Annotated in this window: 23 protein-coding genes and 2 tRNA genes; 17 read left to right on the top strand and 8 right to left on the bottom strand. The window is 72.2% G+C overall.

The genetic code is table 11. The features are described 5' to 3' along the window. The first annotated feature begins 29 nt into the window (after positions 1-29). From glgA to AOA12_RS12450, 4 genes are all read left to right on the top strand, one after another. Positions 30-1,241 carry a glycogen synthase gene (glgA, locus tag AOA12_RS12465; RefSeq protein ID WP_054683190.1) on the top strand — a complete coding sequence of 404 codons (1,212 nt, stop codon included), beginning with the start codon at positions 30-32 and terminating at the stop codon, positions 1,239-1,241. Between the two features lie 10 nt (positions 1,242-1,251). Continuing rightward, a complete protein-coding gene (locus AOA12_RS12460; RefSeq protein ID WP_054683188.1) occupies positions 1,252-2,049 on the top strand; it encodes an ABC transporter ATP-binding protein in 798 nt (265 codons plus the stop codon). Positions 2,050-2,129: 80 nt separating this feature from the next. Further along, positions 2,130-2,381 (top strand): type B 50S ribosomal protein L31, encoded by a 252-nt coding sequence (locus AOA12_RS12455; RefSeq protein ID WP_054683186.1) that lies wholly within the window; start codon positions 2,130-2,132, stop codon positions 2,379-2,381. 81 nt (positions 2,382-2,462) lie between these two features. Then, positions 2,463-3,236, top strand: coding sequence for a hypothetical protein (locus AOA12_RS12450; RefSeq protein ID WP_054683183.1), 774 nt, complete (start codon positions 2,463-2,465; stop codon positions 3,234-3,236). Between the two features lie 30 nt (positions 3,237-3,266). On the opposite strand, the gene AOA12_RS12445 is transcribed toward AOA12_RS12450, so the two are convergent. Continuing rightward, positions 3,267-4,061, bottom strand: a complete 795-nt coding sequence (locus AOA12_RS12445; protein ID WP_231637077.1) for a 3'-5' exonuclease — start codon at positions 4,059-4,061, stop codon at positions 3,267-3,269. A 90-nt stretch (positions 4,062-4,151) separates the two neighbouring features. Between AOA12_RS12445 and AOA12_RS12440 the strand changes: the two genes are divergently transcribed. After that, positions 4,152-5,051: an alpha/beta fold hydrolase gene (locus tag AOA12_RS12440; RefSeq protein WP_054683180.1), complete on the top strand. Its 900-nt coding sequence runs from the start codon at positions 4,152-4,154 to the stop codon at positions 5,049-5,051. Here the strand turns inward: AOA12_RS12440 and AOA12_RS12435 are convergent. Continuing rightward, on the bottom strand, positions 5,011-5,571 hold the full coding sequence (locus AOA12_RS12435; protein ID WP_054683178.1) for a CGNR zinc finger domain-containing protein: 561 nt from the start codon (positions 5,569-5,571) through the stop codon (positions 5,011-5,013). The two genes, AOA12_RS12440 and AOA12_RS12435, sit on opposite strands and share 41 nt — an antisense overlap. A 96-nt stretch (positions 5,572-5,667) precedes the next feature. Between AOA12_RS12435 and AOA12_RS12430 the strand changes: the two genes are divergently transcribed. After that, positions 5,668-6,699: an EamA family transporter gene (locus tag AOA12_RS12430; protein WP_231637076.1), complete on the top strand. Its 1,032-nt coding sequence runs from the start codon at positions 5,668-5,670 to the stop codon at positions 6,697-6,699. Here AOA12_RS12430 and AOA12_RS12425 read toward each other — a convergent pair. Further along, positions 6,647-7,120, bottom strand: a complete 474-nt coding sequence (locus AOA12_RS12425) for an Lrp/AsnC family transcriptional regulator (RefSeq protein WP_054683176.1) — start codon at positions 7,118-7,120, stop codon at positions 6,647-6,649. The genes AOA12_RS12430 and AOA12_RS12425 overlap by 53 nt on opposite strands. Positions 7,121-7,291: 171 nt before the next feature. Between AOA12_RS12425 and pdhA the strand changes: the two genes are divergently transcribed. From pdhA to AOA12_RS12410, 3 genes are read left to right on the top strand one after another with little or no spacing between them, the layout of a single operon-like run. Continuing rightward, entirely contained in the window at positions 7,292-8,404 is a 1,113-nt protein-coding gene (pdhA, locus tag AOA12_RS12420; protein ID WP_054683174.1) for a pyruvate dehydrogenase (acetyl-transferring) E1 component subunit alpha, read from the top strand. Between the two features lie 3 nt (positions 8,405-8,407). Beyond that, on the top strand, positions 8,408-9,424 hold the full coding sequence (locus tag AOA12_RS12415; protein ID WP_054683173.1) for an alpha-ketoacid dehydrogenase subunit beta: 1,017 nt from the start codon (positions 8,408-8,410) through the stop codon (positions 9,422-9,424). Beyond that, positions 9,421-10,740 (top strand): dihydrolipoamide acetyltransferase family protein, encoded by a 1,320-nt coding sequence (locus AOA12_RS12410; protein ID WP_054683171.1) that lies wholly within the window; start codon positions 9,421-9,423, stop codon positions 10,738-10,740. Before AOA12_RS12415 ends, AOA12_RS12410 begins: the two co-directional genes overlap by 4 nt. Before the next feature lie 61 nt (positions 10,741-10,801). Here AOA12_RS12410 and AOA12_RS12405 read toward each other — a convergent pair whose 3' ends face one another. Further along, positions 10,802-11,650: a Sir2 family NAD-dependent protein deacetylase gene (locus AOA12_RS12405; RefSeq protein WP_054683168.1), complete on the bottom strand. Its 849-nt coding sequence runs from the start codon at positions 11,648-11,650 to the stop codon at positions 10,802-10,804. A 61-nt stretch (positions 11,651-11,711) separates the two neighbouring features. On the opposite strand from AOA12_RS12405, the gene AOA12_RS12400 reads away from it, so the two are divergent. Beyond that, complete coding sequence (locus AOA12_RS12400) at positions 11,712-12,506, top strand: TrmH family RNA methyltransferase (protein ID WP_054683166.1); 795 nt, start codon at positions 11,712-11,714, stop codon at positions 12,504-12,506. Between the two features lie 120 nt (positions 12,507-12,626). Here AOA12_RS12400 and AOA12_RS12395 read toward each other — a convergent pair whose 3' ends face one another. After that, positions 12,627-13,469 carry an SGNH/GDSL hydrolase family protein gene (locus tag AOA12_RS12395; protein WP_054683164.1) on the bottom strand — a complete coding sequence of 281 codons (843 nt, stop codon included), beginning with the start codon at positions 13,467-13,469 and terminating at the stop codon, positions 12,627-12,629. Positions 13,470-13,562: 93 nt separating this feature from the next. On the opposite strand from AOA12_RS12395, the gene AOA12_RS12390 reads away from it, so the two are divergent. Both AOA12_RS12390 and AOA12_RS12385 read left to right on the top strand, forming a co-directional pair. After that, positions 13,563-15,404 carry a DEAD/DEAH box helicase gene (locus AOA12_RS12390; RefSeq protein ID WP_054683163.1) on the top strand — a complete coding sequence of 614 codons (1,842 nt, stop codon included), beginning with the start codon at positions 13,563-13,565 and terminating at the stop codon, positions 15,402-15,404. 154 nt (positions 15,405-15,558) lie between these two features. Then, entirely contained in the window at positions 15,559-16,647 is a 1,089-nt protein-coding gene (locus AOA12_RS12385; RefSeq protein ID WP_054683161.1) for a VIT1/CCC1 transporter family protein, read from the top strand. A gap of 128 nt (positions 16,648-16,775) precedes the next feature. On the opposite strand, the gene AOA12_RS12380 is transcribed toward AOA12_RS12385, so the two are convergent. Continuing rightward, positions 16,776-16,849: transfer RNA gene (locus AOA12_RS12380), tRNA-Gly, on the bottom strand. A 94-nt stretch (positions 16,850-16,943) separates the two neighbouring features. Between AOA12_RS12380 and AOA12_RS12375 the strand changes: the two genes are divergently transcribed. From AOA12_RS12375 to AOA12_RS12360, 4 genes are all read left to right on the top strand, one after another. Beyond that, positions 16,944-17,017 (top strand) — tRNA-Pro (locus tag AOA12_RS12375). A gap of 69 nt (positions 17,018-17,086) precedes the next feature. Further along, entirely contained in the window at positions 17,087-18,475 is a 1,389-nt protein-coding gene (gene tig, locus AOA12_RS12370) for a trigger factor (protein ID WP_054683159.1), read from the top strand. A gap of 138 nt (positions 18,476-18,613) precedes the next feature. Next, positions 18,614-19,198: an ATP-dependent Clp protease proteolytic subunit gene (locus tag AOA12_RS12365; RefSeq protein WP_054683157.1), complete on the top strand. Its 585-nt coding sequence runs from the start codon at positions 18,614-18,616 to the stop codon at positions 19,196-19,198. A gap of 20 nt (positions 19,199-19,218) precedes the next feature. Next, a complete protein-coding gene (locus tag AOA12_RS12360; RefSeq protein ID WP_054683155.1) occupies positions 19,219-19,887 on the top strand; it encodes an ATP-dependent Clp protease proteolytic subunit in 669 nt (222 codons plus the stop codon). A gap of 61 nt (positions 19,888-19,948) precedes the next feature. On the opposite strand, the gene AOA12_RS12355 is transcribed toward AOA12_RS12360, so the two are convergent. Next, positions 19,949-20,707, bottom strand: a complete 759-nt coding sequence (locus tag AOA12_RS12355) for an SDR family NAD(P)-dependent oxidoreductase (RefSeq protein WP_054683152.1) — start codon at positions 20,705-20,707, stop codon at positions 19,949-19,951. Between the two features lie 26 nt (positions 20,708-20,733). Beyond that, positions 20,734-21,918: a thiolase family protein gene (locus AOA12_RS12350; protein WP_054683150.1), complete on the bottom strand. Its 1,185-nt coding sequence runs from the start codon at positions 21,916-21,918 to the stop codon at positions 20,734-20,736. A 161-nt stretch (positions 21,919-22,079) separates the two neighbouring features. Here AOA12_RS12350 and AOA12_RS12345 point away from each other — a divergent pair, with 161 nt between their 5' ends. Continuing rightward, complete coding sequence (locus AOA12_RS12345; protein WP_054683147.1) at positions 22,080-23,648, top strand: class I adenylate-forming enzyme family protein; 1,569 nt, start codon at positions 22,080-22,082, stop codon at positions 23,646-23,648. Positions 23,649-23,676 lie beyond the last annotated feature (28 nt).

The raw sequence follows: 23,676 nt of genomic DNA, 5'->3' as shown, positions 1-23,676 counted from the left end.
GAAAGGCGCGCTGTACTAGCGTTCGTTTCATGCGAGTCGACGTGGTCACGAAGGAGTATCCGCCGGAGATCTATGGGGGTGCCGGAGTGCATGTCACCGAGCTCGTGCGCGCCCTGCGCACGGCCATCGACGTGCACGTCAGGGCCTTCGGGGCGGAGCGCGACGAGGACGGCACGACGTCGTACGGCGTGCCCGCGGAGCTGCGCTCGGCGAACGCCGCGATCCAGACGCTCGGCACCGATCTGGAGATCGTCGGCGACGTCGCGGGCGCCGATGTCGTGCACAGCCACACCTGGTACGCGAACTTCGCCGGCCACCTCGCCTCGCTGCTGCACGGCATCCCGCACGTCGTCACGGCGCACTCGCTCGAGCCGCTGCGGCCGTGGAAGGCGGAGCAGCTGGGCGGCGGGTACGCCGTCTCGAGCTACATCGAGAAGACCGCCTACGAGGGCGCCGCGGCGATCGTCGCGGTGAGCGAGGGCATGCGCCAGGACATCCTGCGCAGCTATCCGTCGCTCGACCCCGACCGGGTCAAGGTCATCTACAACGGCATCGACGTCGAGGCCTGGCACCCGCGGGAGGACGCCGCGCTGCTGGAGCGCCTCGGCATCGACCCGGCGCGTCCGTCGGTCGTGTTCGTCGGGCGCATCACGCGCCAGAAGGGCCTGCCCTACTTCCTGCGCGCCGCCGAGCGCCTGCCCCGGGACGTGCAGCTCGTCCTCTGCGCCGGGGCGCCCGACACGCCCGAGATCATGGCCGAGGTGCAGGGGCTCGTGCGCGACCTGCAGGCGCAGCGCGACGGCGTCGTGTGGATCGAGGAGTTCCTGCCGCGCGAGCAGCTGTGCGCCATCCTCTCCAGCGCGACGACGTTCGTGTGCCCCTCGGTGTACGAGCCGCTCGGCATCGTCAACCTGGAGGCCATGGCGTGCGGCGCCGCGGTCGTGGGCACCGCGACGGGCGGCATCCCCGAGGTCGTCGTGGACGGCGTGACGGGCCGGCTCGTGCCCATCGAGCAGGTGCAGGACGGCACCGGCACGCCGACCGACCCCGAGCGGTTCGTCTCCGACCTCGCGGCCGTGCTCACCGAGGTCGTCTCCGACCCCGCGAAGGCGCGCGCCTACGGCGAGGCGGGCCGGCGGCGGGCGGCCGAGGACTTCAGCTGGAGCGCCATCGCCGACGCGACGGCCGCACTCTACCGGGAGGTCGTGGCGTCGGGTCGCGCGGGCGCACCCGGCCGATAGGCTTGGGGGCATGCCCCAGGCCCTCGATTTCTCCGATGTCGTCGTCCGCCGTCACAGCCGCAATATCGTCGACGGGGTCGACTGGACCGTCAACGGCGACGAGCGCTGGGTCGTGCTCGGCCCCAACGGCGCCGGGAAGACGACGCTGCTGCAGCTCGCGTTCACGCTGATCCACCCGACGTCGGGCACCGTGACGATCCTCGACGAGCGGCTCGGACGCTCCGACGTGTTCGAGCTGCGCCCGCGCATCGGGTTCGCCTCGTCGTCGATGGCGCGTCGCGTGCCGCACGAGGAGACCGTGATCGACGTCGTGCTGACCGCGGCGTACTCGGTGCTCGGCCGCTGGCGCGAGCGGTACGAATCGGTCGACGAGCGCCGCGCCCGCCGCGTGCTCGCGGAGTGGCGGCTCGACCAGCTCGCCGAGCGCACGTTCGGCACGCTCTCCGACGGAGAGCAGAAGCGCGTGCAGATCGCGCGCGCGGTCATGACCGACCCGGAGCTGCTGCTGCTCGACGAGCCCACCGCGAGCCTCGACCTCGGGGCGCGCGAGGAGCTGCTCGGCCTGCTCAGCGGCTACGCGCAGGCCCCCGGCACGCCGGCGATGGTGATGGTGACGCACCACGTCGAGGAGATCCCCGTCGGGTTCACGCACGTGCTGCTGCTGCGCGAGGGCCGCGTCGTCGCGCAGGGGCCGATCGCCGAGACGCTCACGGCGCAGAACCTGACGGCGACGTTCGGCATGGAGATCGCGCTGACCGAGGCCGACGGGCGCTATGCGGCGCGGGCCGTCGCGGCATCCGAAAGCTGATAGAATCGCTCTTTGGTGCGTTCGCACCGCAGACTTCGACTGTCCTGGCAAAATCCAGGGCGCCTCTGAGAAGGATCATCATGAAGACCGACATCCACCCCGAGTACCAGGCGGTCGTGTTCCGCGACCTCGGCTCCGGCGAGACCTTTCTGACCCGTTCGACGGTCACGAGCGACAAGACGATCGAGCTCGACGGCGTGACGTATCCCGTCATCGACGTCGAGATCTCCTCCGCGTCGCACCCGTTCTACACGGGCAAGCAGCGCATCATGGACTCGGCCGGCCGCGTCGAGAAGTTCAACCAGCGCTTCAAGAACTTCGGCAGCAAGTAAGCACGCCGCCACCCCGCGAAGGCCCCGCTCCGGCGGGGCCTTCGTCGTTCCGGCGCGCCGTGGCCATGGGATGCTGGGGACGTGACGTCCGATCCCGAGCTCGAGGCGCTGCGCGCGCTGGCCTACGGGCCCGGCGGCGGGCGCCTGGATGCCGCGCAGCTGCGCCGGCTCGAAGAGCTGGAGGCCGCGCGCACCCCCGTCGTCGCCCCGCGCCGTCCCGAGCTGCCCGTCCCGTCGGCGGCGCACCGTGCGCACCCGGAGGGCTCCGCGACGACGGCCGTGCTCGACGCCCCGCGGCGGCACGCGCCGCGGGGGAGATGGCTGCGGGCCGCTCTCGTGGCGGTGCTGGTCGTCGCCGCCGGGGTGCTGGGGTTCCGGTGGGGCGCCGCGTCGGCGGTCGAGGGCGGAACGGCGCCGCAGCCGCTGGTGCTCGGGGGATGGGTCACCGACAGCGAGGCGAGCCGGGAGCGCGTGCAGGCGACGCCGACGTCCGAGGTGACGGCGCACGGCGGATGGGATGCCGGGGTGACGCTGCTCGCGCAGTACGAGGAGGCGCTCGTCTGGTGGGGGACGGCCGCCGGCGGCGCGCAGACCTGCGTCACGCTCGAGGTGCGGGGACGCTCCGGCTCGATGTGCGGGGAGAGCGACGACGTGCGGGCCGGCGGCCTGCTCGTCGGGTTCGACCTCGTCGACGTGGAGCCTCAGACGATCGTCGAGCGGCAGTCCGGCGCACCCTTCGTGTGCGAGGAGTGCGAGGGCGGCGTCGAGTCCTCGCCGGGCATGATCATCGTGCAGGCGCACCCCTACCAGTCGAGCGTCGCGTTCCTCGTGGGCGATCTGCGCGGGCAGCGCTGAGGGCGGGCGGTGCGGGCCCGGGGATCGGGCTCAGCGGATCGGCCAGCTGCCGTCGAGCTCCTCGGCGGGGTCGAGCCGTCCCACGCGCACGAGGTACTCGGTCAGGCTCGCCGACTGCTCCTGCGCCCAGCCGACCTGCTCGGCGTGCAGGTCGAGCGCCGACGCGGGCAGCTCGAAGCGGCTCGCGATCGCCTGTGCGACGCGTCCGGCCGCGGTCGCGTCGGCCGACGCGTCGTGCGCGCCGTCGAGCGGCACGGCGTAGTGCTGCGCGACCGCCTCGAGGGTGCGCTTGCCCTTGCGGAAGCGATCGACGCGCTTGTCGACGACGAGCGGGTCGATGACGGGGGCGGGATCGTCGATGGGCGGGATGCCGTGCCGCAGGGCCTCGTGCCGCAGCAGGGAGAAGTCGAACGGCGCGTTGTATGCCACGACGGGAATGCCCTGGGCGAACAGCTCGCGCAGGGCGTCGATGATCTCGGCGACGACCTCGCGCGCGGGCCGGCCCGACGCCCGCGCATGCGCCGTCGTGATGCCGTGCACCTCGGATGCCGCCGCGGGAATGGGAACGCCGGGGTCGGCCAGCCACGTCCGCGCGCTGATCGCGGTGCCGTCGGCGGCGAGCACGCCCACGTGCGCCGTCACGATGCGATCGCCCGCCACGTCGACGCCCGTCGTCTCCAGGTCGAACACGCCGAGGCGGTGCGCCCACTCGGGGGTCGGCGCCGGGGCGGGCTCGTCGGCCTGCCCCGGACCGTCGCGCCGCTCGCCGTCGTGCCACTCGTCGTCGTCCCACAGGGGGAGGGTGTCGGGCCGCCGCTCGTTCATGACAACGACGCTAGGCCCGAGCACCGACATCGGCAAACCGACGGGGCCGGGCGAGACGGCGCGGGCGCGCGGCGAACGTAGACTCGACGGGTGAGCGGCCCGAACCCCTATGCCGAGCGTCTCGCGGCGATCCCCGTCGAGCGCCGCGAGGTCGACGTGCTCGGCGGGACGACGGCGTACTGGGTCTACGGCGATCCGCACGCGGAGACGACGCTCGTGCTCGTGCACGGGTTCCGCGGCGACCACCACGGGCTCGAGCCGGTCGTGGCGCACCTCGACGGCGTCCGCGTCGTCTCGCCCGACCTGCCGGGCTTCGGCGAGACGCCGCCGCTGCCGGGCACCGTGCACACGATCGACGCATACGCGCGCTGGCTGACGGCGTTCGCGGCCGCGACGGCGCCGGGCGCGCCCGTGCTCGGCCATTCGTTCGGCTCGATCGTCGTCGCGGCGGCGGTCGCCGGGGGACTCGAGACGCCGCGCGTGATCCTCGTCAACCCCATCGGCGCCCCCGCGCTGGAGGGGCCCCGCGGCATCCTCACCCGCCTCGCGGTGCTGTACTACCGTGCGGGCGCGGCCCTGCCGCGCCGCGTGGGCGAGGCGCTGCTGCGCAACCGGCTCATCGTGCGGGTCATGAGCGCGTCGATGGCCAAGACGCGCGACCGCGGGCTGCGCGCGTTCGTCCACGACCAGCACGACACGTACTTCTCGCGCTTCGCCGACCGCGACGTGCTGCTGCAGGCGTTCGTCGCCTCGGTGTCGAACGACGTGCGGCAGTTCGCCCCGCGCATCGCGCAGCCGACGCTGCTGATCGCGGCGCAGCTCGACGACATCACCCCGATCGAGGCCGAGCGGCGCCTGCAGACGCTCTTCCCGGACGCCGAGCTCGTCGAGATCCCGGCGGTCGGCCACCTCATCCACTACGAGACGCCGCAGCCGGCCGCGGAGGCGATCAGGCGCTCTCTCGCGCCTTCCGGCGACGGTAGGCGTTGACGTTCATGCGGTTGCCGCAGTTGCCGACGTCGCAGTAGCGCTTGGAGCCGTTCTTCGAGTAGTCGATGTACACGGCCGTGCAGTCGTCCGCGGCGCAGACGCGCACCCGGCCCCACTCGTCGGAGCGGATGACGTCGACGAACGCCATGCCGGCCTCGACGAGCATGCGCGTCGCGAGCGGCGCGCTGTCGTCGGCGGCGTGGATGTGCCAGTCGAAGCCCTCGTGCCGCACCAGCTGGGGGAGCGCGCGCCCGTCGCGCAGCATCGCGTTCACGAGCGGCACGGCGTCGTCGCGGCCGACGTCCCACAGGGCGCGGAGGCGGCGCCGGTGGGCGCGCACGGCGGCCAGCTCCTGCTCGTCGCGCACGAGCGCGCCCGTGTAGGGGTAGACGGCGATGTACGCCTCGAAGTCGTCGCCGCCCACGAGGTGGTCCTCGCCGTCGGGACTGCACTCGGGCAGCGTGTTGACGAGCGCGACCGCGGCCCTCAGCGCCATCTCCGTGTCACGGATGAAAAGCATCTTGACTCCTGACGTATCGACCCGCTAGCGTCTCCCTCATCGTCACCAGTGTAAACACCGGTCACTCATGACCGCCCGAACCCCGAAGGATGCGCCGTGACGCAGACGGCCCCCGTCCCGCTCGTCGGCCCGCTCGCGCCGCCGATCGAGCCCGTCGCGTCGGCCCCGCGCTCGATCGGGATCGTGCTCGGCGTCGCGTCGGCGCTCGCCTTCGCGTCGAGCGGCCCGCTCGTCAAGCCGCTGCTGGAGGCGGGCTGGTCGCTCACGTCGGCGCTCGTCGTGAGGATGGGGCTCGCGGGGCTCGTCCTGTCGCCGATGCTCGTCATCGCCGTGCGCCGCGAGCGCGCCTTCCTGCGCCGGCACTGGTCGTCGCTCGTGCTCTTCGGCCTGTTCCCCGTGGTCGGATGCCAGCTGCTGTTCTTCACGGCGATGCAGCGGATGCCGGTCGCCGTCGCCCTGCTCATCCAGTACCTGGCGCCGGTGATCCTCGTCGGCTGGGTCTGGCTGCGCACCCGCCGGGCGCCCTCCCGGCTCGTGGTCGGCGGCTCCGTCGTCGCGATCGCCGGGCTCGTGCTCGTCGTCGACATCGCGGGCGCGCGGTTCGGCCCGCTCGGCACGCTCTTCGCGCTCGGCGCGGCCGTGTGCGTGTGCTTCTACTTCGTCCTCGCGGAGCGCACCGGCGACGACCTGCCGCCGCTCGCGCTCGCGTCGGGGGGCCTCCTCATCGGCGCCGCGTTCATGGCGCTGCTGGGCGTCACCGGCATCCTCCCGTTCGCCGCCCCGGAGGTGACGGTGGTCTTCCGTGGCGTCGAGGTGCCGGGGATCGTGCCGATCCTGTTCGTCGGGATCGTCGCGACGACGCTGGGGTATGCGCTGGGCGTCATGGCGGTGCCCTATCTGGGCTCGCGGCTCGCGTCGTTCGTCGGCCTCAGCGAGGTGCTCTTCGCGCTCATGTACGCGTGGCTGCTGCTGGCCGAGACGCCGGCCCCCGTGCAGCTCGTCGGGGGCGCGCTCATCCTCGCCGGCGTCGTGCTCGTGCGCCTCGACCGCACGCCTCCGGTACGGGGCCGGCTGCTCAGCGCTCCGCGCGGGCGGCGTCGAGCAGGGGCCGCACCCGGTAGGCGATGACGTCCTGCATCACCAGCGACGTCTCGGTGCGCTCGACGCCGTCGATCGCCAGGATCCGCTCGTCGATGTCGAACAGGTGCTGGGTGTCGACCGCGGCGACCCGCACGACGAGGTCGGTCTGACCGCTGAGGCCGAGCGCGTGCAGCACCTCGGGGATCGCCGCGAGCTCGTCGGCGATCGCCGGCAGGCTCGCCTGGTGCACGACGACGCTGATGAGCGCCTCGATGGGATAGCCCAGCGCGCGCGGCGACATCGCGTGCTCGTAGGAGAGGAACACCCCCGAGCGCTCGAGCTTCGCCATGCGGGCCTGCACCGTGTTGCGCGAGAGGCCGAGCCGCTCGGCGAGGGCGACGACGGTCGCCCGGTGGTCGTCGGCGAGGGCGCTCAGGAGCTCAATGTCGGTGCGGTCGAGCAGTCTCATAATGCGAAAGAGTAGCAGTCCTGAACGGCCGGGTATGCGCAAGATGCTCAAAGCTTCGCGACATGCTTGAGCGAGGTGCGACCTCGACGTACGCTCTGTCGCAACAGCCGACGACGCCGTCGGCCCCGTGACCCGCTGCCGCGCCCACAAGGCGCGGGGCGAACGAGAGGGATGACGATGATGCACACCCTGAGCACGACGAACCCCACCGACATCGGCGCCGTCGCGCGCCTGCTCACCGAGGACGGCACCCGCGTCGTCGATCCGCTGCTGGAGCCGTGGAGCGCCGGGATCGACGACGGGACGCTCCGCGGCCTGTACCGCGACATGGCGCTCACGCGCCGCATCGACGCCGAGGGCGTCGCCCTGCAGAGACAGGGGCAGCTCGGTCTCTGGGCGCCCGCGCAGGGGCAGGAGGCGGCGCAGATCGGCACCGTCCGCGCCTGCCGGCCCGACGACGCCGTCTTCCCCAGCTACCGCGAGCACGGCGTGCTCTTCGCGCGCGGCGCCCGGCCCGCCGACCTGGTGCTGAGCTGGCGCGGCGAGGTGGCGTCGACCTTCGACCCGAACGAGCTGCACGTCGCGACCCCGCAGATCATCATCGGCGCGCAGAGCCTGCACGCCGTCGGCTACGCCATGGGCGTGCAGCGCGACGGCGGGGACCAGGTGGCCGTCGCCTACTTCGGCGACGGCGCGACGAGCCAGGGCGACGTCAACGAGGCGATGGTCTTCGCCTCGTCGTTCGGCGCACCGGTCGTCTTCGTCTGCTCCAACAACCACTGGGCGATCTCGGAGCCGGTGAGCGTGCAGGCGAGGCATCCGATCGCGGGCCGCGCGCCGGGCTTCGGCATCCCCAGCGTGCGCGTCGACGGCAACGACGTGATCGCGTGCACCGCGGCGATGCGCTGGGCGCTCGACCACGCGCGCGGCGGCCATGGCCCGGCGTTCATCGAGGCCGTGACCTACCGGATGGGGCCGCACACCACGTCCGACGATCCGACGCGCTACCGCAGCGCCGACGAGGTCGAGGCCTGGCGGCGCCGCGACCCGCTCACCCGGCTCGAGGCGCATCTGCGCGCACGCGGCGCGTACGACGACGCGTTCGCCGCCGAGGTCGAGCGCGAGGCCGACGCCTTCGCCGCCGAGATGCGCGCGGCGGCGATCGGGGCGGTCCCGGCCGATCCGATCACGGTGCTCGACCACGTCTACGCGACGCCGCACACGGGGCTCGCCGCCCAGCGCGCCCGGTTCGGCGCGTACCTCGCGTCGTTCGAGGGGGTGTGAGCGATGGCCGCGCTCACGATGGGCAAGGCGCTCACGGCGGCGCTGCGCCGCTCGCTCGCCGACGACGACCGCGTGCTGATCATGGGCGAGGACGTCGGCACGCTCGGCGGGGTGTTCCGCATCACCGACGGGCTGCAGGCGGAGTTCGGCCCGCAGCGGGTGATCGACACGCCGCTCGCGGAGTCGGGCATCGTCGGCACCGCGGTCGGGCTCGCCATGCGGGGCTTCCGTCCGGTCGTCGAGATCCAGTTCGACGGGTTCGTCTATCCCGCGTTCGACCAGATCGTGTGCCAGGTCGCGAAGATGCACTACCGCACGCGCGGGCGCGTGCGCATGCCGCTGACGATCCGGATGCCGTGGGCGGGCGGCGTCGGCGCCGCCGAGCATCACTCCGAGTCGCCCGAGGCGTACTTCGCGCACACCGCGGGGCTGCGCGTGGTGGCCGTCTCGAACCCGGCCGACGCCTACACGATGCTGCGCCAGGCGATCGCGTGCGACGACCCCGTGGTCTTCTTCGAGCCCAAGCGCCTCTATCATTCGGCGGGCGAGGTCGATCTCGACGCGGACATCGCCGACGCGGCGCCCATGGGCGTGGCGCGCGTCGTGCGCGAGGGCACCGACGTGACCGTGCTCGCCTATGGATCGCAGGTGCACGTCGCGATGGATGCCGCGATCGCCGCCGAGGACGAGGGCGTCTCGCTCGAGGTCATCGACCTGCGCTCGCTCTCGCCCGTCGACTACCGCACGGTCACGGCATCCGTGCGCAAGACGGGCCGCGTCGTCGTGACGCACGAGGCGCCCCGCGAGGCCGGGCTGGGCGCCGAGCTGATCGCGAGCGTGACGGAGCTGTGCTTCCACCATCTGGAGGCGCCGCCGCTGCGCGTGACCGGTCACGACATCCCCTACCCGCCGGCGAAGCTGGAGAAGCACCACATCCCCGATCTCGACCGCCTGCTCGACGCCGTCGACCATGTGCAGGGCCGGCCCAGCAGCCACAGCGCGGCGGGGGTGACGTCGTGATCGCCGAGTTCCGCCTTCCCGATCTCGGGGAGGGCCTGCCCGAGGCCGAGATCGTGCAATGGCTCGTCAGCCCCGGCGACGCCGTCGCGCTCAACCAGCCGATCGCCGAGGTCGAGACCGCGAAGGCGATCGTCGAGCTGCCGTCGCCGTTCGCCGGCACGGTCGCCGCGCTGCACGCGGCCGCGGGCGACGTGGTCGCGGTCGGCGCGCCCGTGATCGCGATCGAGACGGGAGCGCCCGAGCGCGCTCCCGAGCCGTCTGCGCACGACGCGGAGGAGCGCCCGGCGCCGAACCTCGTGGGGTACGGCGCCGCGCCGCGCGCCGCGGGCCGGCCGCAGCGCCGGCCCCGCACGCACGGCGCGGCGGCCGGCCTCGACACCGCGGCGGCGCTCGACACCGCCGTGCGCGCGGCGGCCCCGCACGACGCCGTCGCCGCGCACGTCGCCGACGAGGCGCCTCACGAGAGGCCGCGCTCGACGCCGCCCGTGCGCGCACGCGCGCGCGACCTGGGCGTCGACCTCGAGCTGGTCACGGCATCCGATCCGTCGGGCGTCATCACCCGCGCCGACGTCGACGCGTACGTCGCGCGCCGGGCGGAGGCTCCGCCGGACGATCGCGTGACGCGGATCCCCGTGCGCGGCGTGCGCCGGCACACGGCCGACGCGATGGTGCGCAGCGCCTTCACCGCGCCGCATGCGACGACGTTCCTCGAGGTCGACGTCACGGCGACCACCGAGCTCGTCGCCCGGCTGCGCGCCGATCCCCGCGCGGCGCCGCATCGCATCGGCGTGCTCGCCGTCGTCGCGAGGGCCGTGTGCCTCGCGCTGTCGCGGCATCCCGACCTCAACGCGCGCTGGGACGAGGAGGCCGGCGTCATCGAGCAGTACCGCTTCGTGAACCTCGGCATCGCCGCGGCGACCGAGCGGGGCCTCGTCGTGCCGAACGTGAAGGAGGCCGGCCGGCTCGGCCTCGCCGAGCTCGCCGACGCGATCGCGGGGCTCGTCGACGAGGCACGCGGCGGCCGGCCCGCGCTCGAGACCCTTTCCGGCGGCACCTTCTCGATCACGAACTACGGCGTGTTCGGGGTCGACGCCGGAACGCCCATCCTGAATCCGGGCGAGGCCGGCATCCTCGGCATCGGAGCCGTGCGACGGCGCCCGTGGGAGCACGACGGCGGGATCGCGCTGCGCGACGTGCTCGCGCTCAGCCTGTCGTTCGACCATCGCGTCGTCGACGGCGAGCAGGCGTCGCGGTTCCTCGTCGAGGTCGGCGCCCTGCTGCGCGAGCCCGCGCGGGCGCTGCTGTTCGGGGGCTGAGCGGCCGCCGGGTCGGGAGGTCGCCGGGTCGAGAGGTCGCCGGGCCGGGCGGCCGCCGGGCTCAGCGCGCGAGCAGCCCGTCGGAGAGGGCCTGCAGCACCTCGGACGTGCCGGCGTCGATCTTGACGCTCGCGCGGCGGTCGGCGCGGGTCTCGCCGCGGTTGACGATCACGACCGGCAGGCGCCGCCGCCGCGCCCGCTCGACGAGCCGCACGCCGGAGTTCACCGCGAGCGACGACCCCGCCACGAGCAGGGCGCCGCTGGCCGCGACCAGCTGCTCCGCCTCGCCGAACCGCAGGGCGGGCACGTACTCGCCGAAGAACACGATGTCGGGGCGCAGCATGCCGCCGCACACCGAGCAGTCGGGCACGACGAACCGATCGCTGGACGCCGGCAGCACGTCGCCGTCGGGGCCGAGCTCGACGGCATCCGGAACCGTGATCCACGGGTTGTCCGCCTCGATGCGCGCCGCCAGGTCGCGCCGGTCGAACACCTGCCCGCACGCCGTGCAGCCGACGCGGCGCATCGTGCCGTGCAGCTCGATCACCCGGCGGCTGCCCGCCTGCAGGTGCAGGCCGTCGACGTTCTGCGTGACGACGCCCGACGCGAGCCCGTGCTCCTCGAGGGCCGCGAGCGCCGCGTGCCCGCGGTTGGGCGCCGCGGCCGAGAACGCGCGCCAGCCGAGGTGGCTGCCCACCCAGTAGCGGCGCCGGGCCGCCTCCGACTCGCGGAACGTCTGCCACGTCATGGGCGTGCGGGTCGGCGCGCCCTTGCCGCGATAGTCGGGGATGCCGGAGTCGGTCGAGACCCCGGCTCCCGTGAGCACCGCGATGCGGCAGCCTGCGAGGGCGTCCACGGCCCGGCGCACGTCGAGGGCGGTCACATCGTCGAGCTCGACCACGGGAGTCATGCGAGCGACACTACGCCGCCCGGTTTTCGGGCATGTTACGGGACCGTGCGAGAGTAGGGGGATGCCTGTCACCGTGCGCATCGACGATCCCGGCGACCCGCGGCTGGCCGACTACCGCGACCTCACCGACGTCGCGCTGCGGCGCGTGCTCGAGCCCGAGGGCGGGCTCTACATCGCCGAGTCGGCGAAGGTCATCGCGCGGGCCGTCGCGGCGGGACACCGCCCGCGGTCGGTGCTCGTGCAGGAGAAGTGGCGGGACGACGTCGACGGCCTCGCGGGCGACGCGCCCGTGTACGTCGTGACGGATGCCGTGGCCGAGCGGCTCACGGGCTACGCCGTGCACCGCGGGGCCCTCGCCGCCATGCACCGGCCCGCGCTGCCCGCCGTGGCCGACGTCGTCGCGGGCGCCCGCCTCGTGCTCGTGCTGGAGGACATCGTCGACCACACCAACGTCGGAGCCGCGTTCCGCGCCGCGGCGGGGCTCGGCGCCGACGCGGTGCTCATCTCGCCGCGCTGCGCCGACCCGCTCTACCGGCGCAGCGTGCGGGTGAGCATGGGCACCGTGTTCCAGGTGCCGTGGACGCGGCTGCCGGAGTGGCCCGCGGCATCCGACGTGCTGCGCGACGGGGGCCTGCACGTCGCCGCGCTCGCGCTCGCCGACGACGCGGTGCCGCTCGACGCGTTCGCCGCGAGGCGTCCCGACCGCGTCGCCCTGCTGCTCGGCGCCGAGGGCGACGGCCTCTCCCGCCACGCCCTCTCCACAGCCGACACCATCGTCACGATCCCCATGCACGGCGGCGTCGACTCCCTCAACGTCGCCGCGGCCGCCGCCGTCGCCCTCTGGGCCCTGCGCTGAGCGGTCGGCGATCCCGCGCCGAGTCAACCCTCCGGCGCCCAGTCAATGCCCCGCAAGCGCGGAACGAGTATTGGCTCGGCGGGCGGGGATTGACTCGGGGCGGGGCTGAGCGGCTCGGGATCAGGCGTCGGGGCGCACGCCCTCCACGGGCAGCGCGTCGGGGCGCTTGGCGGTGACGTTGTCGCCCGACGACTGGTGGCGCAGGCGCCGCAGCACCCACGGCACGAGGTGCTGGCGCGCCCACACGATGTCGTTGGCGCGGGCCTCGCGCCACGACAGCGTCGGCACGGGACCGGGCTGCATCGGCCGCAGGTCGTTCGGCACGTTCAGGGCGCGCAGCACCATGCGGGCGATCTCGTGGTGGCCGAGCGCGTTGTAGTGCAGCCGGTCGTCGTCGAAGAACCGCGGATCCTGCACCTCCTTGAGCGCCCACTGGTCGGCGACGATGCAGTCGTACCGGTCGGCGATCGCGCGGATGTTCTCGTTGTAGATGGCGACGCGGCCGCGGATGCCGCGGAACACCGGCGTGAAGTTCGTGTCGATGCCCGTGAACACGACGAGCGTCGCGCCGCCCGACGACAGGCGGATGACGGCGTCCTCGAACTGCTGCGCGACCTCGTCGGGGTCGGCACCGGGACGGATGACGTCGTTGCCGCCCGCCGAGAAGGTGATGAGATCGGGGCTGAGCGCCAGCGCGGGCTCGATCTGGTCGGCCGTGATCTGCGCGATGAGCTTGCCCCGCACCGCGAGGTTCGCGTACGCGAAGTCGTCCGCCTGCGCCGCGAGCACCTCGGCGACGCGGTCGGCCCAGCCCCGCAGGCCGTTGGGCGCGGTGGGCTCGGGGTCGCCGACGCCCTCGGTGAAGGAGTCGCCGATCGACACCATGCGCCGCCACGGATGGGCGGTCTCGTTGGCGACGTAGGGGGAACGGTGATCGTCGGGCGACGGATCGTCTCTGCGCATGACACTTCCTCGACTCGTGGTCGGTACGAGGCTACCCCGCATCCGCGGTGACGCGGCCGGCCGTGTCGCACGGTTCGCCTAAGGTGGTCTCTCGTGATCGGGGACGCGCAGGGGGAGCAGCACTTCGGCAGCTTCGCGGCCGAGCACCTGCCGCCGTCGTTCCCGCAGCGCGCCCCGTGGGGCACGGCGCAGAGCCTGCGGGCGTGGCAGGCCGAGGCCCTGCAGACCTACTTCGACCTCGACGGGCCCGACGGCGTCGGCAAGGGCCCGCGCGACTTCCTCGCCGCCGCGACGCCCGGCGCGGGGAAGACGACGTTCGCCCTGCGCCTCGCGAGCGAGCTGCTGCGCCGCCGCGTCGTCGACCGCATCGTCGTCGTCGCCCCGACCGAGCACCTCAAGACGCAGTGGGCCGACGCGGCGGCGCGCGTGTCGATCCGCCTCGATCCGCGCTTCTCCAACCGGCACCGCGTGCCCGCGCGGCACTACCACGGCGTCGCCGTGACGTACGCGCAGGTGGCGGTCAAGGCATCCGTGCACCGGCACCTCGTCGACGACGCGCGCACGCTCGTGATCCTCGACGAGGTGCACCACGGCGGCGACGCGCTCAGCTGGGGCGACGCGCTGCGCGAGGCGTACGGCCGGGCGACGCGGCGCCTGCTGCTCAGCGGCACCCCCTTCCGCAGCGACACCGCGCCGATCCCGTTCGTCGAGTACCACCCGAACGAGAAGGGCATCCGCCTCTCGCGCACCGACTACAACTACGGCTACGGCCGCGCGCTCGCCGACGGCGTCGTGCGGCCCGTGCTGTTCCTCGTCTACGCCGGCAAGATGCGCTGGCGCACGAAGGCCGGCGACGAGCTCGAGGCCCACCTCGGGCAGGACAACACGAAGGACGTCACGGCGCAGGCGTGGCGGACCGCCCTCGACCCCGAGGGGGAGTGGATCCCGGCGGTGCTGCGCTCCGCCGACCGGCGCCTGTCGGAGGTGCGCGCCGATGTGCCGGATGCCGGGGGGCTGGTCATCGCGACCGACCAGACCGCGGCGCGGGCGTACGCGGCGATCCTCCGCGAGATCACGGGGGAGCAGCCCACGGTCGTGCTCTCCGACGACGCCGACGCCTCGTCGCGCATCGAGCGGTTCACCACGGCGACGAACCGCTGGATGGTCGCCGTGCGCATGGTGTCGGAGGGCGTCGACGTGCCGCGTCTGGCGGTCGGCGTCTACGCCACGAGCGCGTCGACGCCGCTGTTCTTCGCGCAGGCCATCGGGCGCTTCGTGCGGGCCCGGCGCCGCGGCGAGACGGCATCCGTGTTCCTGCCGCACGTGCCGCAGCTCATGGAGCTGGCCGGCGAGATGGAGCGCGAGCGCGACCACGCGCTCGACCGCGAGTCGGACGGCGACGACGACGGCCTCGACGACGACCTGCTGGAGAAGGCCGAGCGCGAGGACGACGCATCCGACGCGCTGACCGAGGAGTTCTCGTACCAGGCGCTCGGCTCGGTCGCGCACTTCGACCGCGTGCTCTACGACGGGCGGGAGTTCGGTCAGCTCGCGGTGCCCGGAACGCCCGAGGAGGAGGAGTTCCTCGGCATCCCCGGGCTGCTGGAGCCCGAGCACGTGCACGAGCTGCTCATGCAGCGCCAGGCACGGCAGTCGCGGCACCGCAAGGAGCGAGAGCGCACCGAGGCGGCCGAGACGCCCGAGAAGCCCGAGGACGACGCGGCCGGGCTGCCCGCGCCGCTGCACCGCACGCTGCGCGAGCAGCGCCAGCTGCTGAACAGCCTCGTGGGGCTCTACGCGCGGCAGAGCGGCGAGCCGCACGGCGCGATCCATGCCGAGCTGCGGCGCGTGTGCGGCGGCCCGGAGGTCGCGCGCGCGACGGTCGCCCAGCTGCAGTCGCGCATCGAGGTGATGCGCCGCCGCGTGCGCTCGTAGCCGCGCATCCGTCGTCCCCGTGCCGGGGTCGGCGTCCTGTTCGGATGCCCGAAATGCTGGCAATCGGGGCGAACGCGGGGTGCGCGGCACGCGCCGCCGCTAGCGTGGAGGCGTTTTGTTCCCCTGATCGTTCCGCCGAGTGCTGGAGGCTTCTGTGACCGCGACCGCCACGCCGACCGACCGCGATCGCCGTCGCTGGGCGCGGTACCTCGTCGACGAGCGCGCCGAGGCCCGGGTCTACCGCGAGCTGGCCGCACGGCGCGAGGGCGAGGAGCGCGAGATCCTGCTCGCCCTCGCCGAGGCGGAGGGGCGGCACGAGGCGCACTGGCTCGCGCTGCTCGGCGGCGAGCCGGCGCGGCTGCCGGCCCCGAGTCTCGGCGGCCGCGTGCTCGGCTGGATGGCCCGGCGGTTCGGCTCGATCTTCGTGCTCGCGCTCGCGCAGAACGCCGAGGACCGCTCGCCGTACGACACCGAGCCGTTCGCGACGCCGCAGATGGCCGCCGACGAGAAGATCCACCGCGAGGTCGTGCGCGGCCTCGCGGCACGCGGCCGGCGGCGGCTGTCGGGCACGTTCCGCGCGGCGGTGTTCGGGGCGAACGACGGCCTCGTCTCGAACCTCGCGCTCGTCATGGGCATCGGGGCGACCGGCGTCTCGTCGTCGTTCGTGCTGTTCAGCGGCGTCGCGGGACTGCTCGCGGGCGCCCTCTCGATGGGTGCGGGTGAGTTCGTCTCGGTGCGCTCGCAGCGGGAGCTGCTCGATGCGACCGAGCCGAACGCGTACGCCGACGAGGCGCTGCCCGACCTCGACCTCGACGCGAACGAGCTCGCCCTCGTGTACCGCACCCGGGGGCTCGGCGCCGACGAGGCGCGCGACAAGGCGCATCGCGTCGTCGCCGCGGCGCAGGCGGCGGACCGGTCGCAGCCGTATCAGCGCCCCGCCGAGGCGCGCAACGACCACGAGGTCGTCGGCAGCGCGCTCGGGGCCGCGGCATCCAGCTTCCTCTTCTTCGCGTCGGGTGCGATCATCCCCGTGCTGCCGTGGCTGTTCGGCATGACGGGCGTCGCCGCCGTCGTGCTCGCCCTCGTGCTCGTCGGCCTCGCGCTCCTGCTCACCGGCGCGACGGTCGGCCTGCTGTCGGGCGGCCCGCCGCTCAAGCGCGGCCTGCGCCAGCTCGCGATCGGCTTCGGCGCCGCCGCGATCACGTACCTGCTGGGCCTCGTCTTCGGCGTCTCCCTCGCCTGACACCGCCTCCTCAGCCCCGCGAGACGGCATCGGTGCGACGAGACAGCCCGCCAGACCGGCAGTCTCGTCGCGCACGTGCAGTCTCGCCGAAGTAAGGGGATGCGCTGGGGCGGACAGAGAGGCGCGTGTGGAGGGGATGACGGGAATCGAACCCGCACCATCAGTTTGGAAGACTGAGGCTCTACCATTGAGCTACATCCCCGCGGCGGCGTGAGCCGCGGCAACCAGACAAGTCTACAGGCCTTCGTCGGCTAGACTTGCACGCGGTCGTTTTCGGCGCACGCTCGTGCGCGCCCCGGGGCGTAGCTCAGCTTGGTAGAGCGCCCGCTTTGGGAGCGGGAAGTCGCAGGTTCAAATCCTGTCGCCCCGACACGGACCCCACAGACCCAGACCACTACCCGGTCGCGTGCGCGCGGCCGGACACGAGGAGAACGAAGGCATGGTCACCAGCACCGTCGAGACGCTGAGCCCCACACGGGTGAAGCTCCACATCACGGTCACCCCTGACGAGCTCAAGCCGAGCATCGCCCACGCGTACGAGCACATCGCGAAGGACGTGCAGATCCCCGGCTTCCGCAAGGGCAAGGTGCCCGCGCCCATCATCGACCAGCGCATCGGCCGCGGCGCCGTGCTCGAGCACGCGGTCAGCGAGGGCCTCGACGGGTTCTACCGCGAGGCCGTGACCGCGAACGAGGTGCGCACCGTCGGCCGCCCGTCGGCCGAGGTCGTCGAGTGGCCGAGCGACAAGGACTTCTCGGGCGACCTGAAGGTCGAGGTCGAGGTCGACGTGCGTCCCGAGTTCGAGCTGCCCGCCTACGAGGACATCTCGATCGAGGTCGACGCGGTCGCCACCGACGACGCCGCGATCGAGGAGGAGCTCGACCGCCTGCGTGCCCGCTTCGGCACGCTCATCACGGTCGACCGTCCCGCCGCGACCGGCGACTTCGTCGAGCTCGACCTCGTCGCGACGATCGACGGCGCCGAGATCGACCGCGCCGAGGGCGTGTCGTACGAGGTCGGCTCGGGCGAGATGCTCGACGGCATCGACGAGGCGATCGACTCGCTCACCGCCGGTGAGGAGACCACGTTCCGCTCGACGCTCGTCGGCGGCGACCACGCCGGCGAGGAGGCCGAGGTCGCCGTGACCGTCAAGGCGGTCAAGGAGCGCGAGCTGCCCGAGGCCGACGACGACTTCGCTCAGATGGCGAGCGAGTTCGACACGATCGCCGAGCTGCGCGAGTCGCTCGTCGAGCGCGTCGCCCAGCAGTCCGTCTTCGGCCAGGGCGCCGCCGCGCGCGACAAGCTCGTCGAGCTGCTGATCGAGAAGGCCGACATCCCCGTGCCCGCACAGCTCGTCGAGGACGAGGTGAACGAGCACCTCGAGGGCGAGGGCCGCCTCGAGGACGACGAGCACCGCGCCGAGGTGACCGAGGCCAGCGAGCGCCGCTTCCGCACGCAGATGATCCTCGACAAGATCGTCGAGCAGGAGCAGGTGCAGGTCTCGCAGGACGAGCTGACGCAGTTCCTCATCCAGTCGGCCGCGCAGTACGGCCTGGCCCCGCAGGACTTCGTCAACATGCTGCAGCAGTCGAACCAGCTGCCCGTCATGATCGGCGAGGTCGCCCGCAACAAGGCGCTCGCGATCGTGCTCGGCAAGGTCTCGGTCGTCGACACTGACGGCAAGGCCGTCGACCTGAGCGAGTTCGCCGCCGTCGACACCGGCGCCGACGACGAGGCTGCCGAAGAGGATGCCGCGGACGACGCCGCCGACGAGGCGGCCGCCGACGAGGCCGCTGACGACGAGGCGCCCGCCGACGACGCGAAGTAACCACATCGGCGAAGGGGTGGATGCCGCGGCATCCACCCCTTCGCCGTACCGGCACTATGCCGACGGCGAACACGGGCGGGGCGCCCGTGGCGCGTGGGTAGATTCGATGTCGACCACATCCCGGAAACAGGAGCACTCATGGCTGAACCCCTTGTCGCGACGAGCGTCTTCGACAGGCTGCTTAAGGACCGCATCATCTGGCTCGGGTCGGAGGTGCGCGACGAGAACGCGAACGAGATCTGCGCCAAGATCCTGCTGCTCGCCGCGGAGGACTCCGAGCGGGACATCTACCTCTACATCAACTCGCCCGGCGGCTCGATCACCGCGGGCATGGCCATCTACGACACGATGCAGTTCGTGCCGAACGACATCGTCACGGTCGGCATCGGCATGGCCGCCTCGATGGGCCAGCTGCTGCTGACCAGCGGCACCAAGGGCAAACGCTACATCACGCCGAACGCGCGCGTGCTGCTGCACCAGCCGCACGGCGGCTTCGGCGGCACCGCGAGCGACATCCAGACGCAGGCGGAGCTCATCGTCTCGATGAAGAACCGCCTCGCCGAGATCACCGCCGCGCAGACCGGCAAGAGCGTCGAGCAGATCAACGCCGACGGCGACCGCGACCGCTGGTTCACCGCCGAGGAAGCCCTCGAGTACGGCTTCGTCGATCACATCCGCGCCCATGCCGCCGACGTCAGCGGCGGCGGCGGAACCGACAACTGAGACCGGAGGAGACAGACCCGATGAACACCCCCGCCTTCGGCCTTCCGCAGGGCCGCCCCCTGCCGCAGAGCCGCTACATCCTGCCCCAGTTCGAGGAGCGCACCGCCTACGGCTACAAGCGCCAGGACCCGTACAACAAGCTGTTCGAGGACCGCGTGATCTTCCTCGGCGTGCAGGTCGACGACGCCTCGGCCGACGACGTCATGGCGCAGCTGCTCGTGCTGGAGAGCCAGGACCCCGACCGCGACATCATCATGTACATCAACTCGCCCGGCGGCTCGTTCACGGCCATGACGGCGATCTACGACACGATGCAGTACGTGTCGCCGCAGATCCAGACCGTCGTGCTGGGCCAGGCGGCCTCGGCCGCGTCGGTGCTGCTCGCGGCCGGCGCGCCGGGCAAGCGCCTCGCGCTGCCGAACGCGCGCATCCTCATGCACCAGCCGGCGATGGGCGAGGCCGGCCACGGCCAGGCCTCGGACATCGAGATCCAGGCCGCCGAGATCATGCGCATGCGCACGTGGCTCGAGGAGACGATGGCCCGCCACACGGGCCAGGACGTCGCGAAGGTGCACAAGGACATCGACCGCGACAAGATCCTCTCGGCCGCCGAGGCGCTCGAGTACGGCATCGTCGACCAGGTGCTCACCACCCGCAAGCGCGGGCAGCAGGCGGCGCTGTCGGCCTGACGACGCCCGCTCCGGAGAACCTCGCCGCGCCTGCGCGGCGGGGTTCCGTCGTTCGGGGGCCTCAGCGGGGGCCCATGCGGATCGCGCCGTCGAGGCGGATGGTCTCGCCGTTCACCATGGGATTGTCGATGATGTGGTCGGCGAGGGCGGCGAACTCGTCGGGTCGTCCCAGTCGCGCGGGATGCGGAACCTGCGCGGCGATGCCGTTGAGGGTCTCCGGCGAGAAGCGTGCGAGGATCGGCGTCTCGAACAGTCCCGGTGCGATGGTGTTGACGCGTACGAGCCGTGAGGCGAGATCGCGTGCGGCGACGATCGTCATGCCCACGACCCCTGCTTTGGAAGCGGAGTACGGAGTCTGGCTGATCTGCCCCTCCCAGGCGGCGACCGACGCCGTCAGCACGCAGACTCCCCGCTCGCCGTCGATCGGGTCGTTCGTGACCATCTGCGCCGCGACGAGCCGGAGCACGTTGAACGTGCCCATGAGGTTGATGCTGACGATCTCGTCGAACAGCTTCTGATCGCCGGGCTCGCCGTCTCGGTCGACCACGCGCACGCCACCGCCGCGTCCTGCGCAGTGCACGAGGATGCGCAGGGGCGCGATCGCGGCCGCGGCTTGCACGGCGTGAGCGACGGCCTCACTGTCGCGAACATCGGCCGGAGCGAACGATCCGCCCAGTTCCTCGGCTATCGCGGCGCCCTCGCTGGTGGGCAGATCAAGGATGACGACGTGCGCGCCGCGACGGGCGATCCGCCGCGCGGTGGCGAGGCCGAGGCCGGATGCGCCGCCGGTGACGATGGCGGACGCTGCTGAGATCTCCACGGTGTGCTCCTTCGAGGGTCGCGCGATCAGATGCGCTCGATGATCGTGGCGTTGGCCATACCGCCCGCCTCACAGATGGACACGAGACCGTAGCGGCCGGCCGTGTCTTCGAGCGCGTTCAGCAGCGTGGCGAAGATGCGTGCGCCGGATGCCCCGAGCGGGTGGCCGAGCGCGATCGCCCCGCCACGCGTGTTGAGTCTCGTGTCGTCGACGCCGAGCTCGGCCGACCATGCCATCGGCACCGACGCGAAGGCTTCGTTGATCTCGAAGAGATCGATGTCGTCCGTCGTCATGCCCGCCCGACGCAGCGCTTTCCGCGTCGCGGTGATGGGGCCCGTGAGCATGAGGATCGGATCGTCGCCCACGACGGCCATCTGATGGATCCGTGCCCGTGGCGTGAGCCCGAGCCGTTGTGCGACGCGTTCGCTCACCAGCAGGACGGCGGCGGCACCATCAGTGATCTGCGACGAGTTCCCGGCCGTGACGCTCCAGGCGATCTGGGGGAAGCGTTCGGAGAGCTCGTCTGTTCGGAACGGGGCGGGCAGGCCGGCCAACGACTCGAGTGTCCCGCCGCGGCGGATCGACTCGTCGGCGGCCACGAGGCCATCGGGTGTCGAGATCGGCACGATCTCACGGGCGAAGCCGCCGTTGTCGGCGGCCGCTGCGGCCCGGCGGTGCGACTCGAGCCCGAATGCATCCATCTGCTCTCGCGTGAGCCCCCACTTCGCTGCGACGAGCTCGGCCGACACGCCCTGGGAGACGAGGCCGGGGGAGTATCGCTGCGCGATGTCCGGCCCGAACGGATCCTTGCCGTTGCGGTTGCTGCCCATGGGCTCACGACTCATCATCTCGATGCCCGCGGCGATCACGATGTCATATGTGCCAGACATGATGCCTTGCGCCGCGAAGTGGATGGCCTGCTGTCCCGAGCCGCACTTGCGGTCGATCGTGACAGATGGCACGTGCTCGGGGAGCCCCGCGGCGAGCCAGGCGAACCGCCCGGGCGACGCGGACTGCTCGCCGACCTGCGTGACGCATCCGACGATGATGTCGTCGACCTCAGCGGGGTCGAGCGACGGATGGCGAGCCAGCAGCGCCTGGAACACCTGCGCCAGCACCTCCACCGGGTGCAGGCCGCTGAGCGCGCCGCCTGCCTTGCCCTTCCCCATCGGAGACCGGATCGCGTCGATGACGAAGGCGTCGGAAGTCATGGTTCTCCTTTGAACGGCGCTGGAGGGGACGATACCGACCCGGATATCGGATCGCCATGTGGAGTATATCTCTGACTATGATTGATAACATTGAAGTGCGTGTCTCGCTCACACGAGACCGCGCCGCTCGCTCGTCAGCCAACACATTGAGGAGAGGGTCAATGGCGACCTCTGGCATCCAGCGCACCGTTTCGGAGCTGCTTCGTCGTTCGTACGACGTCTTCGCTGATCGTCCGGCCTACGTCGCGCGCTCGGGCGAGGATGTCAGCTTCGCGCAGCTTCGCACGAAGGCTGCGCGTCTCGCCGGCGGAATCGCAGGACTGGGTGCGAGCCCCGACGACCGCGTCGTGCTTGCGCTGCGCAACAGCGAGGAGTTCTTCCTGCTCGACCACGGGTTGCTCTGGGGCGGGTACGTGCGCGTCGCGGTGAGCTTCCGCCTGCACGCGAACGAGATCGCCGGGATTGCGCAGAACGCCGATGCGAGGGCGATCGTGGTCGATCCCGAGACGTACGACGCGGTCGTCGCCGCCGTCGGTGCGCTCCGATACGACGTGCACGTCGTCAGGAGCACGGGCGCGCCGGATGAGCTTACGGTCGCACGGCTGCTCGAGGCGGAACCGGCGGCACCGCACGCGGGCGCTCCTTCCGACCTCGCCTGGATGCCGTACACGTCGGGCACCACCGGGAGCCCGAAGGGCGTGATGCACACGCATGCGACGATCACGGCGACACTGCGCAATCTCATGGCGGAACTGCCGTCGGTGAGTGAGCACGACACGCTGCTGCAGGTCGCGCCGCTCAGCCACCTCGCCGGATGGATCGGCCTGCTCTATGCGGTGCGCGGAGCCCGCCAGGTCTTCCTGGGCGAGTTCAAGGCCGACGAGGCTCTCGCTGCGATCGGTGCATACGGTGTGACGGCCACGCCCGTCGTTCCCACGATCGTCACGATGCTGACCGATGAGGCCGAGCGCGGCGACTACGACACGAGCACCCTGCGCACGGTCATCTACGCCGGTTCGCCGATGGCGCCTGACAAGGTCGTCCGTGCGATCAAGGCCTTCGGCTCGGTCTTCGTGCAGTGCTACGGGCTCACGGAGGCTCCCGTGCCGCTCACCGCGCTCAGCCAATCGGACCACATGCTGCTCCCCGACGGCAGCGTGCCGAAGACGCTCGCGAGCGCCGGCCGGGTCACTCCGTTCATCGACCTGCGGATCGTCGACGGCGACGGCGACGAACTGCCCGACGGAGAGCCCGGAGAGGTGCAGGTGCGAGGCGACCAGGTGCTCGCCGGATACTGGCGGCTCCCCGGCGAGACGATCATCGGCGACGACGGCTGGCTTGCCTCCGGCGACATCGGGGTGCTGGAGAACGGCTATCTCTACATCGTCGACCGCAAGCGCGATCTCATCGTCTCGGGCGGCTTCAACGTCTTTCCGAGTGAGGTCGAGGCTGTGATCTCGACGGTGCCCGGCGTCGCCGAGGTCGCCGTCGTGGGCATCCCCGATCCCAAGTGGGGCGAGACGGTGCTGGCCGCGGTCGTCGCGGAGCCGGGCGCGGGACTCACGACCGAGGCGATCGCGCGAGCATGTCGCGAAGGCATCGCGGGCTACAAGCAGCCTCGGCGGATCGAGATCGTCGACGAGCTGCCGAAGAACTCTTCGGGCAAGCTCATGCGGCGTGACCTGCGCGCGCGGTACTGGGATGGCGCGGACCGTGCCGTCGGCGGCTGACGCGGACCCGCCGATTCGCGGCCTGGCC

Origin of the sequence: Microbacterium sp. No. 7 (assembly GCF_001314225.1) — a bacterium.
GTDB lineage: Bacteria > Actinomycetota > Actinomycetes > Actinomycetales > Microbacteriaceae > Microbacterium.
Note: the sequence above shows the minus strand (reverse complement) of the source record. Positions and strands in the feature narration are given on the sequence as shown.

What these genes read in the sequence shown, in the direction of transcription:
- AOA12_RS12350 (WP_054683150.1), bottom strand. Translation starts at nt 21,918, where the DNA reads ATGACTTCCGACGCCTTCGTCATCGACGCGATCCGGTCTCCGATGGGG.
- AOA12_RS12415 (WP_054683173.1), top strand. Translation starts at nt 8,408, where the DNA reads ATGGCCGCGCTCACGATGGGCAAGGCGCTCACGGCGGCGCTGCGCCGC.
- AOA12_RS12405 (WP_054683168.1), bottom strand. Translation starts at nt 11,650, where the DNA reads ATGACTCCCGTGGTCGAGCTCGACGATGTGACCGCCCTCGACGTGCGC.
- AOA12_RS12425 (WP_054683176.1), bottom strand. Translation starts at nt 7,120, where the DNA reads ATGAGACTGCTCGACCGCACCGACATTGAGCTCCTGAGCGCCCTCGCC.
- AOA12_RS12345 (WP_054683147.1), top strand. Translation starts at nt 22,080, where the DNA reads ATGGCGACCTCTGGCATCCAGCGCACCGTTTCGGAGCTGCTTCGTCGT.
- AOA12_RS12460 (WP_054683188.1), top strand. Translation starts at nt 1,252, where the DNA reads ATGCCCCAGGCCCTCGATTTCTCCGATGTCGTCGTCCGCCGTCACAGC.
- glgA (WP_054683190.1), top strand. Translation starts at nt 30, where the DNA reads ATGCGAGTCGACGTGGTCACGAAGGAGTATCCGCCGGAGATCTATGGG.
- AOA12_RS12435 (WP_054683178.1), bottom strand. Translation starts at nt 5,571, where the DNA reads ATGCTTTTCATCCGTGACACGGAGATGGCGCTGAGGGCCGCGGTCGCG.
- AOA12_RS12445 (WP_231637077.1), bottom strand. Translation starts at nt 4,061, where the DNA reads ATGAACGAGCGGCGGCCCGACACCCTCCCCCTGTGGGACGACGACGAG.
- pdhA (WP_054683174.1), top strand. Translation starts at nt 7,292, where the DNA reads ATGACGATGATGCACACCCTGAGCACGACGAACCCCACCGACATCGGC.
- AOA12_RS12365 (WP_054683157.1), top strand. Translation starts at nt 18,614, where the DNA reads ATGGCTGAACCCCTTGTCGCGACGAGCGTCTTCGACAGGCTGCTTAAG.
- AOA12_RS12400 (WP_054683166.1), top strand. Translation starts at nt 11,712, where the DNA reads ATGCCTGTCACCGTGCGCATCGACGATCCCGGCGACCCGCGGCTGGCC.
- AOA12_RS12360 (WP_054683155.1), top strand. Translation starts at nt 19,219, where the DNA reads ATGAACACCCCCGCCTTCGGCCTTCCGCAGGGCCGCCCCCTGCCGCAG.
- AOA12_RS12395 (WP_054683164.1), bottom strand. Translation starts at nt 13,469, where the DNA reads ATGCGCAGAGACGATCCGTCGCCCGACGATCACCGTTCCCCCTACGTC.
- AOA12_RS12455 (WP_054683186.1), top strand. Translation starts at nt 2,130, where the DNA reads ATGAAGACCGACATCCACCCCGAGTACCAGGCGGTCGTGTTCCGCGAC.
- tig (WP_054683159.1), top strand. Translation starts at nt 17,087, where the DNA reads ATGGTCACCAGCACCGTCGAGACGCTGAGCCCCACACGGGTGAAGCTC.